Source organism: Streptomyces sp. NPDC001796, from assembly GCF_042892355.1.
GTDB lineage: Bacteria > Actinomycetota > Actinomycetes > Streptomycetales > Streptomycetaceae > Streptomyces.
On record NZ_JBIAUC010000009.1, the window covers coordinates 231,596 to 246,815 of the forward strand.

Annotated in this window: 15 protein-coding genes and 3 pseudogenes; 9 read left to right on the top strand and 9 right to left on the bottom strand. The window is 71.1% G+C overall.

What is annotated here, in order from left to right; translation table 11 throughout:
* Positions 1 to 43: 43 nt before the first annotated feature.
* The gene (locus tag ACFYZE_RS20710) at positions 44 to 1,870 is read right to left on the bottom strand and encodes an AMP-dependent synthetase/ligase (RefSeq protein ID WP_388995847.1); all 1,827 of its coding nucleotides are present in this window, start codon (positions 1,868 to 1,870) and stop codon (positions 44 to 46) included.
* A 551-nt stretch (positions 1,871 to 2,421) separates the two neighbouring features.
* A complete protein-coding gene (locus tag ACFYZE_RS20715; protein ID WP_388995850.1) occupies positions 2,422 to 3,285 on the bottom strand; it encodes a LysR substrate-binding domain-containing protein in 864 nt (287 codons plus the stop codon).
* A 182-nt stretch (positions 3,286 to 3,467) separates the two neighbouring features.
* On the opposite strand from ACFYZE_RS20715, the gene ACFYZE_RS20720 reads away from it, so the two are divergent.
* Positions 3,468 to 4,478 (top strand): bile acid:sodium symporter family protein, encoded by a 1,011-nt coding sequence (locus ACFYZE_RS20720; RefSeq protein ID WP_388995853.1) that lies wholly within the window; start codon positions 3,468 to 3,470, stop codon positions 4,476 to 4,478.
* Between the two features lie 103 nt (positions 4,479 to 4,581).
* On the opposite strand, the gene ACFYZE_RS20725 is transcribed toward ACFYZE_RS20720, so the two are convergent.
* Positions 4,582 to 5,499, bottom strand: a complete 918-nt coding sequence (locus tag ACFYZE_RS20725; protein WP_388995856.1) for a zinc-binding alcohol dehydrogenase family protein — start codon at positions 5,497 to 5,499, stop codon at positions 4,582 to 4,584.
* Positions 5,500 to 5,582: 83 nt separating this feature from the next.
* On the opposite strand from ACFYZE_RS20725, the gene ACFYZE_RS20730 reads away from it, so the two are divergent.
* Entirely contained in the window at positions 5,583 to 6,020 is a 438-nt protein-coding gene (locus tag ACFYZE_RS20730) for a MarR family winged helix-turn-helix transcriptional regulator (RefSeq protein WP_388995859.1), read from the top strand.
* Between the two features lie 19 nt (positions 6,021 to 6,039).
* Positions 6,040 to 6,567: an isochorismatase family protein gene (locus ACFYZE_RS20735; protein WP_388995862.1), complete on the top strand. Its 528-nt coding sequence runs from the start codon at positions 6,040 to 6,042 to the stop codon at positions 6,565 to 6,567.
* Positions 6,568 to 6,768: 201 nt separating this feature from the next.
* Here ACFYZE_RS20735 and fdhD read toward each other — a convergent pair whose 3' ends face one another.
* The 4 genes and pseudogenes from fdhD to ACFYZE_RS20755 all read right to left on the bottom strand — a co-directional run.
* Entirely contained in the window at positions 6,769 to 7,617 is an 849-nt protein-coding gene (gene fdhD, locus ACFYZE_RS20740; protein ID WP_388995865.1) for a formate dehydrogenase accessory sulfurtransferase FdhD, read from the bottom strand.
* Between the two features lie 7 nt (positions 7,618 to 7,624).
* Positions 7,625 to 7,771: pseudogene (locus ACFYZE_RS20745) on the bottom strand (Fe-S-binding domain-containing protein); the annotation flags it as partial.
* On the bottom strand, positions 7,725 to 7,904 hold the full coding sequence (locus tag ACFYZE_RS20750; RefSeq protein ID WP_388995868.1) for a 2Fe-2S iron-sulfur cluster-binding protein: 180 nt from the start codon (positions 7,902 to 7,904) through the stop codon (positions 7,725 to 7,727). The pseudogene ACFYZE_RS20745 and the gene ACFYZE_RS20750, both read right to left, overlap by 47 nt.
* A pseudogene (locus ACFYZE_RS20755) lies at positions 7,901 to 8,044 on the bottom strand (NADH-ubiquinone oxidoreductase-F iron-sulfur binding region domain-containing protein); the annotation flags it as partial. The pseudogene ACFYZE_RS20755 and the gene ACFYZE_RS20750, both read right to left, overlap by 4 nt.
* Positions 8,045 to 8,212: 168 nt before the next feature.
* Between ACFYZE_RS20755 and ACFYZE_RS20760 the strand changes: the two are divergent.
* The 6 genes and pseudogenes from ACFYZE_RS20760 to ACFYZE_RS20785 form a co-directional block, all read left to right on the top strand.
* Positions 8,213 to 9,544, top strand: coding sequence for an OFA family MFS transporter (locus ACFYZE_RS20760; protein ID WP_388995871.1), 1,332 nt, complete (start codon positions 8,213 to 8,215; stop codon positions 9,542 to 9,544).
* The gene (locus ACFYZE_RS20765) at positions 9,519 to 9,647 is read left to right on the top strand and encodes a hypothetical protein (protein WP_388995874.1); all 129 of its coding nucleotides are present in this window, start codon (positions 9,519 to 9,521) and stop codon (positions 9,645 to 9,647) included. Before ACFYZE_RS20760 ends, ACFYZE_RS20765 begins: the two co-directional genes overlap by 26 nt.
* Positions 9,648 to 9,798: 151 nt before the next feature.
* The gene (locus ACFYZE_RS20770; RefSeq protein WP_388995877.1) at positions 9,799 to 10,746 is read left to right on the top strand and encodes a beta-ketoacyl-ACP synthase III; all 948 of its coding nucleotides are present in this window, start codon (positions 9,799 to 9,801) and stop codon (positions 10,744 to 10,746) included.
* A 242-nt stretch (positions 10,747 to 10,988) separates the two neighbouring features.
* Complete coding sequence (locus ACFYZE_RS20775; RefSeq protein WP_388995880.1) at positions 10,989 to 11,666, top strand: GntR family transcriptional regulator; 678 nt, start codon at positions 10,989 to 10,991, stop codon at positions 11,664 to 11,666.
* 160 nt (positions 11,667 to 11,826) lie between these two features.
* Positions 11,827 to 13,008 (top strand): ROK family protein, encoded by a 1,182-nt coding sequence (locus ACFYZE_RS20780; protein WP_388995883.1) that lies wholly within the window; start codon positions 11,827 to 11,829, stop codon positions 13,006 to 13,008.
* 157 nt (positions 13,009 to 13,165) lie between these two features.
* A pseudogene (locus ACFYZE_RS20785) lies at positions 13,166 to 13,408 on the top strand (sugar phosphate isomerase/epimerase); the annotation flags it as partial.
* 86 nt (positions 13,409 to 13,494) lie between these two features.
* Here ACFYZE_RS20785 and ACFYZE_RS20790 read toward each other — a convergent pair.
* Complete coding sequence (locus ACFYZE_RS20790) at positions 13,495 to 14,901, bottom strand: OFA family MFS transporter (RefSeq protein ID WP_388995885.1); 1,407 nt, start codon at positions 14,899 to 14,901, stop codon at positions 13,495 to 13,497.
* A 1-nt stretch (position 14,902) separates the two neighbouring features.
* Complete coding sequence (locus ACFYZE_RS20795) at positions 14,903 to 15,199, bottom strand: hypothetical protein (protein WP_388995888.1); 297 nt, start codon at positions 15,197 to 15,199, stop codon at positions 14,903 to 14,905.
* Positions 15,200 to 15,220: the final 21 nt, after the last annotated feature.

The following is a 15,220-nucleotide window of genomic DNA, read 5'->3' on the forward strand; positions in this document are numbered from 1 at the left end:
CGGCCCCGAAGGGAGCGGAGCGGGAGGGGGCGCTGTGCCCGGCTCAGGTCCGGTACAGCGCCTCCACCTCGTTCGCGTACGCGTTCTCGATGGCCTTGCGCTTCAGCTTCAGCGACGGCGTGAGGAGCCCGTGCTCCTCGGTGAACTGGTGGGCGAGGATACGGAACGTACGGATCGACTCGGCCTGCGAGACCAGCGTGTTCGCGGCGACCACCGCGCGCCGCACCTCCGTCTCCAGGTCCGGGTCGCGCACCATCTCGGCCGGGGACAGCTTGGGCTTGCCCTGCATCTGCAGCCAGTGCTCCACGGCCTCGGAGTCGAGTGTGACGAGCGCGGCGACGTAGGGGCGGTCGTTGCCGACGACGATGCACTGCGCGACCAGCGGGTGGTCCCGTACGCGCTCCTCGAGCAGCCCGGGGGAGACGCTCTTGCCGCCGGAGGTCACCAGGATCTCCTTCTTGCGCCCCGTGATCGTGAGGTAGCCGTCCTCGTCCAGGGAGCCCAGGTCGCCGGTGGCGAGCCAGCCGTCGTGGAGGGTCTCGTCGGTGGCCTTGGGGTTGTTGAGGTAGCCCTGGAAGACATGGGCGCCGCGCAGCCAGATCTCGCCGTCGTCCGCGATGTGCACGGTGGTGCCGGGGATGGCCTGGCCGACCGTGCCGTAGCGGGTGCGCTCGGGCGGGTTGGCGGTCGCCGCCGCCGTCGACTCCGTCAGCCCGTAGCCCTCGTAGATGTGCACGCCGGCGCCCGCGAAGAACAGGCCGAGCCGGCGGTCCATCGCCGAGCCGCCGGACATCGCGTGCCGTACCCGGCCGCCCATCGCGGCGCGGATCTTGGCGTAGACGACCTTGTCGAAGAACTGGTGCTGCATGCGCAGGCCCGCCGACGGGCCGGGGCCGGTGCCCCACGCCTTCGCCTCCATCGCGTCCGCGTACTTCACGGCGACCTCGACCGCCTTCTCGAACGGCCCGGAGCGGCCCTCCTTCTCGGCCCTGCGGCGGGCCGCGTTGAAGACCTTCTCGAAGATGTACGGCACGGCGAGGAAGAACGTCGGTCTGAACGCGGCCAGATCGGGCAGCAGTGCCGCCGCGTTCAGCTGCGGCTGATGGCCGAACTTGACCCGGCCGCGGATGGCCGCGACCTGGACCATCCGCCCGAAGACGTGCGCCAGCGGCAGGAACAGCAGGGTCGCCGCCTCGTCACCCCGCTTGGAGTGGAACACCGGCTCCCACCGCTCGATGACCGTGTCGGCCTCGAACATGAAGTTGCCGTGCGAGAGGACACAGCCCTTGGGGCGGCCGGTGGTGCCGGAGGTGTAGATGACGGTCGCCACCGTCTCCGGGGTGACCGCCTGCCGGTGCCGGTGCACCACCTCGTCCTCGATGTGCGCGCCCGCGTCGTACAGCTCCTGCACGGCGCCCGCGTCGAGCTGCCAGAGCCTGCGCAGCTCCGGCAGCCGGTCGATGACCGTGGCGACCGTCATCGCGTGGTCCTCGTGCTCCACCATCGCGGCCACCACCTGCGCGTCGTGCAGCATCCAGAAGACCTGCTCGGCCGACGAGGTGGGGTAGACGGGGACGACCTGGGCGCCGATCGCCCACAGCGCGAAGTCGAAGAGCGTCCACTCGTAGCGCGTACGGCACATGATCGCGACGCGGTCCCCGAAGCGGACGCCCTGGGCCAGCAGACCCTTGGCGAGCGCCAGCACCTCGTCGCGGAACTCGGCGGCGGTCACATCGCGCCACCGGCCCTGCTCGTCCTTGCGGCCGAGGGCGACACGGAGCGGATCTTCCTGGGCATACTCGAAGACGACATCGGCCAGGCCGCCCACCGGCGGCGCCGACGCCAACGGAGGGTTGGTGAACTCGCGCAATCCCCGCTCCCGGCTCCTTGGATCGCCTGCGGGGTGCCCCAGCCGGTCAGGCTCACTGGTGGCGCTCCGCACAGCGCCGTGAAAGCTACCCCACCCAGCAGCCCGGCGGGAGAGGGTCGAGAACCCCGGAACTCCTCACAAACGCACAGGTCAGCCATGGAAAATGCGAGCACAAAGGGAAGGGACGGACAGAATCCCTTACGGCGGCGTAAGTTCCGGTCCCGTAATCTCCACGGAATCTGTACGGGGCGATTACCGCGCCGCACGCCCTACTGACGAGTACGGCGGGGCGGTGGCCGGTGCCTTCCGCCGACCACCGCCCCCGGCGGTCACCCCAGCCGTACCACTGTCTTCTTCAGCGTCCGCGCCGCCGATCCTGTCACTCGGCCCCGTGGCTGCCGCACCAGCGCCAGCGGGCCGCCCCTGCGACCAGCCCCATCGCGTCGGCCCTGACCGGCGCCGCGTCGAGTCCGGAGGTCAAGACGGTGCGCAGGGCGTGTGCGGATAACGTGCCGTGCAGAGCCCCGGCGCCGCCGCAGCCGGTGCGGTGACTACCGCCGGTGCAGCCGGTCGCCGCCCGCGAGGATCGTCGCCGCCAGCGCCTGGGCCGCGCTGTGGGCGGGGCCCCGGCGTTCTCCGTGGACCAGCACGAAGTCGACCTCCCCCAGGTACGGCAGGCCCGCACGATCGGGGATCCTGACCAGTCCCGGAGGGATGAGGCCCCGGGAGTGGGCCATCACGCCGAGGCCGGCGCGGGCCGCCGCGATCAGGCCGTTGAGACTGCCGCTCGTGCAGGTGATGCGCCAGGGCCGGCCCTGTTCCTCCAGGGCCTGGAGGGCGCGGGCGCGGGTGATTCCCGGCGGCGGGTAGACGATCAGCGGAACCGGGCGGTCGGGGTCCAGGCGCAGTCGCTCCGCGCCGATCCACACCAGCTTGTCGTGCCGGACCAGTTCGCCGCGCGGGTCCTCGGGGCGCCGCTTGGCCAGCACCAGGTCGAGCCGGCCCGCCGCCAGCCGTTCGTGCAGCGTGCCCGACAGTTCGACCGTCAGCTCCAGATCCACCTCGGGGTGCTCGTACCGGAAGCCCTCGAGGATCTCCGGCAGCCGGGTGAGCACGAAGTCCTCGGAGGCGCCGAACCGCAGCCGGCCGCGCGGCCGGGTCCCGGTGAAGAAGGCCGTCGCCTGCTCGTGCACCTCCAGGATCCGCCGTGCGAAGCCGAGCATCGCCTCGCCGTCCTCGTTCAGCTCCACGGAGTGCGTGTCCCGCAGGAAGAGCGGGCGCCCGGTCGCGTCCTCCAGCCGCCGCACGTGCTGGCTCACCGTGGACTGGCGCAGCCCGAGGCGCCGGGCGGCCTGTGTGAAGCTCAGAGTCTGGGCCACCGCGAGGAACGTACGGAGGTGGGAGGGGTCGTACATGGCGTCAGGTTATCGCGGAATGTGATGACAGTCAGAGCGGTATGAGGGATTCCCGATCACGCGCCGGGGGAGGACCATGGAGAGGGCACGACCGTGCCCCGCACCGGGCACGACCGTGCCCCCGCACCGGACGTACAGCGAAGTAGTGGAGCACTGTGAAACGCCTGCGATGGCCGCGTCGGATGCCCGTCGACCCGTACATCCTCCTGCTGCTGGGGACCGTGGGGCTCGCCGCCCTCGTCCCGGCGCGGGGCACGGCCGCGAGTGTCACCTCCGGCGCCTCCACGGCCGCGATCGCCTTCCTCTTCTTCCTGTACGGGGCCCGGCTCTCCACCCGTGAGGCGGTGGAGGGGCTCCGGCACTGGCGGCTCCACGTCACCGTTCTGGCCTGCACCTTCGTGATCTTCCCGCTGCTGGGTCTTGCGGCCCGGGGCCTGGTGCCGGTGTTCCTGACGCACGACCTCTACACCGGACTGCTCTTCCTCACCCTCGTCCCCTCCACCATCCAGTCGTCGATCGCCTTCACCTCGATCGCCCGCGGCAACGTGCCCGCAGCGATCTGCGCGGGCTCCTTCTCCTCCCTCGCCGGCATCATCGTCACCCCGCTGCTCGCGGCGGCCCTGCTGGGCGACAGCGGCGGATTCTCGGCGGACTCGCTCGTCAAGATCGTGTTGCAGCTGCTGGTGCCGTTCGTCGCGGGACAGGTCCTGCGGCGCTGGATCGGGGAGTTCGTCACCCGGCACAGGAAGGTGCTCGGGCTCGTCGACCGCGGATCGATCCTGCTGGTCGTCTACACCGCGTTCAGCGAGGGCATGGCGCGCGGCATCTGGCACCAGGTGAGCCCGCTCCGGCTCGGCGGCCTGCTCGTCGTCGAGGCCGCGGTGCTCGCCGTGATGCTGGCGCTGACCTGGTACGGCGGCCGTGCCCTCGGCTTCGGCCGGGAGGACCGGATCGCGATCCAGTTCGCCGGGTCGAAGAAGTCCCTCGCCTCCGGGCTGCCCATGGCGAGCGTCCTGTTCGGCGCACAGGCCTCCCTCGCCGTGCTCCCGCTGATGCTCTTCCACCAGATGCAGCTGATGGTCTGCGCGGTGATCGCCAAGCGCCGCGCCCACGACGCCGTCGGCACGGCGGCCGGCCCGGAGCCGGCCGCGGCATCACGGACCGCGGTCGGTACGGCGACACGTTCGGGCTGAGGTTCGCCCGAGCCGGCCGTGGTGAGGCCCTTGGCTCGAGACGCGGTGGCCCGTGACGGGCCGGCCCGCATCCGGACCGCCACCGGCCGGCGCCGGTGGCGGCTCAGGGGCGCAGCACCACCTTGCCGAGGTTGCCGCGCGACTCGATGACCGCATGTGCCTTCGCGGCCTCCTCGAGCGGGAACTCGGCGTGCACGACGGGCTTCAGCGCGCCCTCGGCGAACAGCCGCCACAGCTCCTGCCGCCACCGCTCGTACAGTTCCGGCTTCCCGCGGGCGATCCGCGCCATCTGGAAGCCGATCACGGACTTGGCGCCCACCAGCAGGTCGTACGCCTGAACGGTGCCGCCGCCCGAGCTGTACGCGACGAGCCGGCCGCCCGGGGCCAGCGCGGCGACGGCCGGGCCGAGCAGATCGCCGCCCACCGCGTCGAGGGCGTAGTCGACGGGTTCACCCCACTCGGGGGCGTCGTAGGAGACCACCTCGTCGGCGCCGAGCGCGCGCACGAACCCCGCCTTGCCGGAGCCGGACACGGCGCCCACGACGCGGGAGGCCCCTCGCGCCCGGGCCAACTGCACGGCGAGATGGCCCACGCCGCTCGCCGCCGCCGTGACCAGGGCCGACTCGCCCGGCTCGGGGCGTGCCGCCTCCAGCGCGCCGAGCGCGACCAGCCCGCTGCGGACCAGCGCGACGGCGTCGACGGCGCTCGCCGTACCGGGGACCGGAGAGGCCATGGCCTCGTGCAGGACGGCGAAGTCGGCGTAACCGTGCGCGAAGCACAGTCCCGTCACCCGGTCGCCGGTCCGGAAGCGGGTGACGCCGGCGCCGGCCGCGACCACCTCGCCGGCGATCTCGCCGCCGAGCGCGATCGGCTCGGCGGCCTCGGTCACCTTGCGCACGACGGGCAGGGTGACCCCGACGACCTCGCAGCGCACGAGGAGTTCGCCGGGGCCCGCCTCGGGGACGGGTGCGTCCTCCAGGAACAGGGGGCCGCCGGTGGACTCGTACCGGACGCGACGCATCGCACCTCCAGGAATCGTTGGGAGTCCCAACGTTATCGCGAAACTCATGGGGGCCACCAACGATTTTTCGCTAGGCTTCGACCATGGCCGAAGCTCCCCTCCCCGCGATCCGCTCCCTGCCGAGCTGGCTCCTTGGGCGTGCCGCCGCGCGCGGTCGCGCCCTGGTGGCCGACGCCCTCGCCGCGGAGGGCATGAAGATGTGGCACCACGTGGTGCTCTCCGCCGTCCGTGACCTCGCCCCGGTCGCCCAGGCCGACCTCGGCCGCGGCATCGCGCTCGACCCGAAGGACCTGGTCGGCATCCTCAACGACCTGCAGGCGGCGGGCCTCGTCCTCCGCGAGCCCGACCCCAGGGACCGCCGCAAGAACGCGGTGTCGCTCACCGAGGAGGGCGGCAGGCTGCTGAAGCGCTGCGAGAAGGCGGCCCGCGAGGCGAACGACGCACTGCTCGCCCCGCTCTCCACGGCCGAACGCGACCGGTTCATGGATCTGTTGATCCGTATTTCCGGTACCGACGGCTGACGAAGGCTAACGTTCCGTCATGACCGCAGCTGACGCACTCGACCCGGCGCGCACCGCCCTCGTGCTCGTCGACCTGATGGACCGCATCGTCGCCCTGCCTCTGGAGCCGCGCAAGGGCACGGACGTCCTCGCCGCCGCCGAGGGGTTGGCGGACGCCTTCCGCTCGGCCGGCGCTCCCGTCGTCCTCATCCGCGTCGAGCGACCCGGCGTCGCCGAACAGCCGCCCGGCAGCGGCCTGGTGGCCGGCCTGCTCCGGGACGGTGACCTCGAGGTGGTGAAGCGGTCGATCGGCGGCTTCCAGGGCACCGGCCTGGACGAGCGCCTGCGCGAACGCGGCATCACCACCCTGGTGTTCGGCGGGATCGCCACCAACCTCGGCGTGGAGTCCACCGCCCGTGCCGCCGCCGACCTCGGGTACGACCTGGTCTTCGTCGAGGACGCCATGGCCGCCCTCACCGCCGCCGAGCACCAGGCGTCGGTCGGGCTGGACTTCCCGCGCCTGGGATCGGTCGTGGCCGCCTCGCAGGTGCGGCTCACGACCGGTTGAGGCCGTCGGAGCCGGTGTCGCCGGGCCTCAGACCAGCAGCCCGCCGCCGTCCCTGGCCCTTTCCTGGGCGTCCGACGGGGTTTCGGCCTGCGCCCGGCGCCACTCTGCTGTTTTCGAGCGCGCGAGCGCAGCAGGACCCCGGCGGCGCAGGGGGCGCTCCCCGCCGGCCGGGGTCCCCGCCGCCGTGTCGCGGGGAGGGGGTCAGCCCTGGGCGGCCCCGGCCCGCAGGGCGATGCGGTCCTCGCCCGCGTACACGTTCATGGAGCTGCCCCGCAGGAAGCCCACCAGGGTCAGCCCGGTCTCCGCGGCCAGGTCCACGGCCAGCGACGAGGGCGCGGACACGGCGGCGAGGACGGGAATGCCCGCCATCACGGCCTTCTGCGCCAGCTCGAAGGAGGCACGGCCCGACACCAGCAGGATCGCGCGGGACAGCGGCAGGTCCCCGTTCTGCAGGGCGCGGCCGACCAGTTTGTCCACCGCGTTGTGCCGGCCCACGTCCTCCCGTACGTCGAGCAGCTCGCCGTCCTCCGCGAACAGGGCCGCAGCGTGCAGACCCCCGGTCCGGTCGAAGACCCGTTGGGCCGCGCGCAGCCGGTCCGGGAGGCTCGCCAGCAGTTCCGGCTCCACCCGCACCGGGGGCTTGTCCGCGATCGGCCAGCGCGCCGTCGTACGGACCGCGTCCAGGCTGGCCTTGCCGCACAGGCCGCAGGAGGAGGTGGTGTAGACGTTGCGCTCCAGCGTGATGTCCGGGATCGCGACACCGGGCGCGGTCTTCACGTCCACCACGTTGTAGGTGTTGGAGCCGTCCACGGTGGCGCCCGCGCAGTAGACGATGTTCTGCAGGTCACGGTGGTCGCCCAGCACGCCCTCGCTGACCAGGAACCCGGCGGCGAGCGCGAAGTCGTCGCCGGGTGTGCGCATGGTGATCGCCAGCGGCTTGCCGTTGAGCCGGATCTCCAGCGGCTCCTCGGCGACCAGCGTGTCCGGCCGGGTGGAGACCGCCCCGTCCCGGATGCGGATCACCTTGCGTCGTTCCGTGACTCGTCCCATGTCCTGATCAGCCCCGGTTCTGTACGTGCTGGTGGCCGAAACGGCCCTTGATGCAGAGGTTGCCGTGGGTCACCGGGTTGTCGTGCGGGGAGGTGACCTTCACGATCTCATTGTCCTGCACGTGCAGCGTGAGGTTGCAGCCCACACCACAGCCAGAGGGTCGGGACGTCCTTCCCGGCGGCACGGCACGCGTCCAGGATCGTCGAGCCCTCGGGCACCCGGACCTCCTGCTCGTCGAGGGTGAACTCGACGAGCCTGCGCGGCACCCCCAGCGGTATCGCGGTCATGCGTACGCCCCCAGACGGTCGATGGCGGATTCCACGGCGTTCCACGCGGTCTGCCTCAGTCCGCAGATCGAGGCGTCCCGCATCGCGCGGCCCACCACCCGGAGCAGGGCGATGTCGTCGGCGACGTCGGCGCCCGTACGAGATGTCGACGAAATATTGTCTACAGTATGGAAGTCGGCTCGGCAAGAGTTCGCGCAGCGCCGGAAACCGGGCGGCACGACCGTTCGGCGCACCCTGGATACCGCTCACCGCATACGGTCGACCCGCGGGGTTCTCAACTCCCTTCCGGCTTTCTACTGTTCGGGATCATGAGCCCTCCTGCCGCACCCCCGGGATGGAGCCGCTGGCTGGTGCCGCCCGCCGCTCTCTCCGTCCACCTGTCCATCGGCCAGGCCTACGCCTGGAGCGTGTTCAAGCCGGCGCTCGAATCCGCCCTGCACCTCAGCGGCACCCAGAGCGCGCTGCCCTTCCAGCTCGCCATCGTGATGCTCGGGCTGTCGGCCGCGTTCGGCGGCACGCTCGTCGAACGCAACGGCCCGCGCTGGGCCATGACCGTCGCCCTGGTCTGCTTCTCGACCGGCTTCCTGATCTCCGCGCTCGGCGCGCAGACACAGCAGTACTGGCTGATCGTCCTGGGCTACGGGTTCGTCGGCGGCATCGGCCTCGGCATCGGCTACATCTCACCCGTCTCCACCCTGATCAAGTGGTTCCCGGACCGCCCCGGCATGGCCACCGGCATCGCCATCATGGGCTTCGGCGGCGGCGCGCTCATCGCCTCGCCCTGGTCGGCGCAGATGCTCCAGTCCTTCGGCTCAGACCACTCCGGGATCGCGCTCGCCTTCCTGGTGCACGGGCTGTCGTACGCCGTCTTCATGTCGCTCGGGGTCCTGCTGGTACGGGTGCCGCGCAGCGAGGACCTCTCAGGCAGGACTGCCGGGCCGAGCGCCTTCGAAGGGGTGCAGGTCTCCGCCCGGAGCGCCGTGCGCACCCCGCAGTTCTGGTGCCTGTGGCTCGTACTCTGCATGAACGTGACCGCCGGCATCGGCATCCTCGAGAAGGCCGCCCCGATGATCAAGGACTTCTTCGCGGACACCTCCACCCCGGTGTCGGCCTCCGCGGCGGCCGGTTTCGTGGCCCTGCTGTCGGCGGCCAACATGGCGGGCCGGATCGGCTGGTCGTCTGCCTCCGACCTGATCGGGCGCAAGAACGTCTACCGCGTCTACCTGGGCGCCGGTGCGATCATGTACCTGCTCATCGCGTTGTTCGGCGACTCCTCCAAGCCCCTGTTCATTCTCTGTGCGCTGGTGATTCTCTCCTTCTACGGCGGCGGCTTCGCGACCGTCCCCGCCTATCTGAAGGACCTGTTCGGCGCGTACCAGGTCGGTGCGATCCACGGCCGGCTGCTCACCGCATGGTCGACCGCAGGGGTCCTCGGGCCGCTGATCGTCAACTGGATCGCCGACCACCAGAAGGAAGCCGGAAAGCACGGATCGTCCCTCTACGGCCTGTCCTTCATGATCATGATCGGGCTGCTCGTCATCGGCTTCGCCGCCAACGAGCTGGTCCGGCCCGTCCACCCCCGTCACCACGTCCCCGCACCGAAGGAGGCCGCCGATGGCCGCCGAGAGCAGCCCGCCTGACCGGCGGCCCTTGATCGTCCTCGCCTGGGTGTGGGTGGGGGCGCCGCTGGGCTACGGCCTGTACGAGCTCATCCTGAAGGCCAAGCAGCTCTTCACCGGGTGACAGTTCGGGGCATACGTCCGGGCGTCCGAACAACTGCGGGAAGCCGACAAGCCGGGCGCCTCATTCCTGTCGTTTCACCTGCCGTCCTACCCGTGAGTCACTGATCAGACTGGTGGATCCCGACACCCACGGCAACGAGGGGGAACCACCCATGAACGGCTCACGCGTCACCGCCGTCGGCCACTACCAGCCCGCCAAGGTGCTCACCAACGAGGACCTGGCGGGCATGGTGGACACCAGCGACGAGTGGATCAGGACCCGGGTGGGCATCCGTACGCGCCACATCGCCGGAGCCGACGAGCCCGTCGACGAGCTCGCCGCGCACGCCGCCGCCAAGGCGCTGGCGGCGGCCGGCCTGGCGCCCGGCGACATCGACCTCGTCCTGGTAGCCACCTGCACCACCGTCGACCGCTCCCCGAACACGGCGGCCCGTGTCGCCGCCCGGCTCGGTATGCCGCAGCCCGCCGCGATGGACGTCAACGTCGTCTGCGCGGGTTTCACCCACGCACTCGCCACCGCCGACCACGCCGTGCGCGCGGGCGCGGCGAACAGGGCACTCGTCATCGGCGCCGAGAAGATGTCCGATGTCACGGACTGGGCGGACCGTACGACATGCGTGCTGGTGGGGGACGGTGCGGGGGCCGCCGTCGTCGAGGCGTGCCCCGCCGGTGAGGGGCCGGGGATCGGGCCCGTGCTGTGGGGCTCGGTGCCCGAGATGGGGCACGCGGTCCGCATCGAGGGCACACCTGCGCGGTTCGCGCAGGAAGGGCAGAGCGTGTACCGGTGGGCGACGACCCAGCTGCCGCCCATCGCGCGCCGGGTGTGCGAGCGGGCCGGGATCGCGCCCGAGGAGCTCGCCGCGGTCGTGCTGCACCAGGCCAACCTGCGCATCATCGAACCGCTCGCGGAGAAGCTGGGCGCCGTGAACGCGGTCGTCGCGCGCGACGTCACCGAGTCGGGGAACACGTCGGCGGCGAGCATCCCGCTCGCCCTGTCGAAGCTCGTGGAGCGCGGGGAGATCTCGAGCGGTGAACCCGTGCTGCTGTTCGGGTTCGGCGGAAACCTCTCGTACGCGGGACAGGTGATTCGCTGCCCGTGAGCGGTCGTGCGTGGGTCGTTGGCCGTGAGCGGCCGTTCGTGAGTCGTCGTCCGTGGCAGTCGTCCGCGGACCGTCCCGGCAGGCCGTGGGCCGGGTCGTTGTCCGTCGGCCGTCGTCGGCGGCCGTGTGACGAGGCCAACTCCCCGCAGGGCTGGCCCTTGTGCGCCGTAGACTGTAGACGAAAGACAATTCATACTGGTTTTCCGGCTACCGCGCCGCCGTTGCCCTGGAGGGGGACCGCGATGTTGTCGACAGGACTGCCGCAGGGGGCGGTGCCCAGGCTGGAGCGGCCGGGCCCGTTGCGTGACCGTGTCTACGAGGCGCTGCTCGAACTCATCACCACGCGTGCCCTCCAGCCGGGCCAGCACCTCGTCGAGAGCGAGCTCGCCGGGCACCTCGGGGTCTCCCGGCAGCCGGTGCGCGAGGCGCTGCAGCGGCTGAACACGGAGGGGTGGGTCGATCTGCGGCCCGCCCAGGGGGCGTTCGTGCACGAGCCCACGGAGGAGGAGGCCGACCAGCTCCTCACCGTCCGTACGCTGCTGGAGGCGGAGGCCGCCCGGCTCGCCGCGGCGAACGCGGACAGTGCCGGTGTCGCGGTTCTGGAGGAGCTGTGCGCCGAGGGCGAGCAGGCCGTGGCGCAGGACGACGTGGACGGGGCGGTCGCGCTCAACGCCCGCTTCCACGCCAAGGTGATGGAGCTCGCGGGCAACGCGGTCCTCGCGGAACTGGCGGGGCAGGTCGACCGCCGGGTGCGCTGGTACTACACCCCGGTCGCCCGGCAGCGCGGCCGGCAGTCGTGGATCGAACACCGTGAACTGATCGCGGCGATCGCGGCCCGTGACGAACAGCGCGCCACCCACCTCATGCGTGAACACACCGAGCACACCCGGCGGTCGTACCACGCCCGGTCGGAGTCCTGAGCCACGGGCCGGTCCAGCCCCGGCTTTGTCCTGTGAGTGGAGAAAGTTGGCGCCAATTCATTGCGCCACTTCTTCCCAGCCTCGGCCACCGCTGCTACGTTCCCCTCGAAAGCCCGGCAACTGGTGGCCGAATTGAGGCGGGGAGGGGCGCGTGAGACGGATGACGGCACGACCCGCGAACGCGCACCAGGCCCGGCTGCTCAAGCTGTTGCGCGACGGGGGGCCGCACTCCCGGGCGCAACTGGGTGACCAGGTCGACCTGTCGCGGTCCAAGCTGGCCGTGGAGGTCGACCGGCTCCTGGAGACGGGACTGGTCGTCGCCGACGGTCTCGCCGCCTCCCGAGGCGGCCGCCGCTCGCACAACATCCGTCTCGCTCCGAACCTCCGCTTCCTCGGCGTCGACATCGGCGCGACCTCGGTCGACGTCGCGGTCACCAACGCCGAACTGGAAGTGCTCGGTCATCTCAACCAGCCCATGGACGTGCGCGAGGGCCCCGTCGCGGTCTTCGAGCAAGTCCTCGCCATGGCCGCCAAGTTGAAGACCTCCGGTCTCGCGGAGGGCTTCGACGGCGCCGGTATCGGCGTCCCCGGACCGGTCCGCTTTCCCGAGGGCGTCCCCGTGGCGCCCCCGATCATGCCCGGCTGGGACGGCTTCCCGGTGCGGGAGGCGCTCAGCCAGGAACTCGGCTGCCCGGTCATGGTCGACAACGACGTGAACCTGATGGCGATGGGGGAGCAGCACGCGGGCGTCGCCCGCACCGTGGGCGACTTCCTCTGCGTCAAGATCGGCACCGGTATCGGCTGCGGCATCGTCGTCGGCGGTGAGGTCTACCGCGGCACGACGGGCAGCGCGGGCGACATCGGGCACATCCAGGCCGTGCCCGACGGACGCCCGTGCGCCTGCGGCAACCGGGGCTGCCTGGAGGCCCACTTCAGCGGCGCGGCACTCGCCCGTGACGCACTGGAGGCCGCCCACCAGGGACTCTCGGCCGAACTCGCCTCCCGCCTGGAGACGAACGGCACCCTCACCGCCACCGACGTCGCCGCCGCGGCCGCCGCGGGCGACGCCGCCTCCCTCGACCTCATCCGGGAGGGCGGCACCCGTACCGGCCAGGTCATCGCCGGTCTGGTCAGCTTCTTCAACCCCGGTCTCGTGGTGATCGGCGGCGGGGTGACCGGCCTCGGCCACACCCTGCTCGCCGCGATCCGCACCCAGGTCTACCGCCAGTCGCTGCCGCTGGCGACCGGCAATCTCCCCATCGTCCTCGGCGAGTTGGGCCAGAACGCCGGCGTGATCGGCGCGGCCCGCCTCATCAGCGACCACCTGTTCTCACCCGCGTAAACAACCGCCGCACGTACGGAACTCCAGCACAGCGCCCTGCTCTGCCCTGCCCTGAAACCGCCTGCCCAGCGCCGGCGGCACGCCCTGACACCGGCCCGCACGCCCGCCGAGGGGAACCCACATGGCACCAGAACCACTGCTGCTCAGCATGTCCGGCATCCGCTACCCGCTGTTCCATGTGAAGGACGGCGTGAGCGACCCCTCGAACCAGTTCGGCTATCGCATGACGGACGTCGGAGACGGGGACATCGACTACCAGCGGTTCATATCGGCCGTGACCCGGCTGCGCGGCGAGCGACTCGCCCACCACTGGCAGGCGGAGCACGACAACCCGGCCGAGTCGTTCACGTTCGCGCGCCGCTCCAGCGCGTACCTGCACTCCTTGAGGGAAAGGTGCTGACAGTCCCGTACGACGACTGACCGCTGCACAGGTGAGGAGGCCCTTCCCGCCGAGCCGGGAAGGGCCACCTCATGGGAGCGGTGCCGTCAGCCCGCATTCTGCGGCGCGGTCTTCGGCGCACCCTTGCCGCCGCGCCCGGGCTGCCGCAGCATCAGCGCCAGTGCCGCCGCGACCATGGAGACGCCGCCGGCCAGCGCGTAGGCGCCGTTGTAGCCCCAGGCACCCACCACCATGGAGCCGAGACCGCCGCCGAACAGGCCACTGACCAGCTTGCCGCTGTAGACGAGCCCGTAGTTGGTGGCGTTGTAGTTCTCGCCGAAGTAGTCCGGCGTCAGGGCGGCGAACATGGGGTAGAACGCGCCGCCACCGAAGCCGGACAGGAAGGCGAAGAACAGGAACAGCCACTCGTTCTTCACGTCGCCGGCCCAGATGACGCCGAACTGGGCGAGCCCGAGCACCACGATCACGAAGACCAGGGACGTCTTGCGGCCCCAGACGTCGGACAGCCAGCCCACCACCGCGCGGCCGACGCCGTTGATGACGGCCATCACGCCCATCGACGAGGCCGCGACCAGCGGTCCGAAGCCGATCTCCTTGGCGAAGTCGACCTGGAAGGAGATCCCGAAGATCGAGACTCCGGCGGTCATCACGACGGTCACCCACATCAGCGGCAGCATGCCGGTCCTGATGGCCTCCTTGGGCGTGTACTGCCGCACCGCCGGGGGGTTCTTGGCGAGGCTCGCGGCGCTTCTGGTGCTCCCGGAGTGCGACAGCGGGTCGACGTCGGCCGGCCACCAGTTCTTCGGCGGGTCTTGGAAGAACCAGGCACAGCAGGCGACCACGATCAGCACGTAGACGCCGATGAGGTCCAGCACCTCGTTGTAGTTGCCGGTGTCGAAGGCGTAGTTGAAGATGAAGATGAACGGCAGCGAGCCGTAGGCGAAGCCGCCGTTGACGAAGCCCGTCCTCGCGCCACGCCGCTCCGGGAACCACTTGCCGACCATGTTGATGCACGTCGCGTAGATCAGCCCGGAGCCGATGCCGCCCACGACGCCGAAGCCGAGGATGGCCAGCAGCACGTTGTCCAGGTGCGACAGTGCCAGAAAGCCGAGGAGGCACATCGCCGAGCCGGTGTACATGGCTCTGCGGGCGGTGAGGATGCCCCGTTCGCGCATCCAGCCGGCCGGAAAGGCGATGCCCGCCTGGAAGAAGACCCAGACGCTGAGGATCCAGAAGGTGTTGCTCTGCGTCCAGCCGTGGGCTGTGGAAAGGGTGTCCTCCGCGGAGCCGTACGCGTACTCGGAGACGCTGATGGCCATCATGGAGATCCACGGGAGGTACACCATGAGCTTGCGCGAGTGACCTAGTATGTCCCGGTCCGTCTCGCCGACGCGGTAGACCCGGCCATGCGCATCGGTCACCTCCCGGTAGGGGTGGTGCGCGGTGCCGGATCCGGCCGACGAGCTGTTCGTTGCCATGGGGTCTGCCGTCATGTCACGCCATCTCCTCGCCGAGCGGGTGCTGGTTGGGGACGATGCGCCGGACGCTGGGCCTGCCCGGTGTCTTCAGGAAGCGGGCCGGTACCGCGGTGGCGGTGACCCGCCTGGCGCGGCGCCCGCAGCGGTGTGTGCGCAGCAGCGCCTTGAGGGCGATCCCGAAGGACCGCATGGCCGCCGGAGAGTCCTGCCGCTCCGGAAGGCCGGCGTCCGACGCGCCGTTCCGGTATACGCGGCCGTTGCTGTCCGTCGCCTCCCTGCGGGCGACGGACGTCGGGTGTTGGGTGGATGTCATCTCGTGCACCCCTTGCGTCGA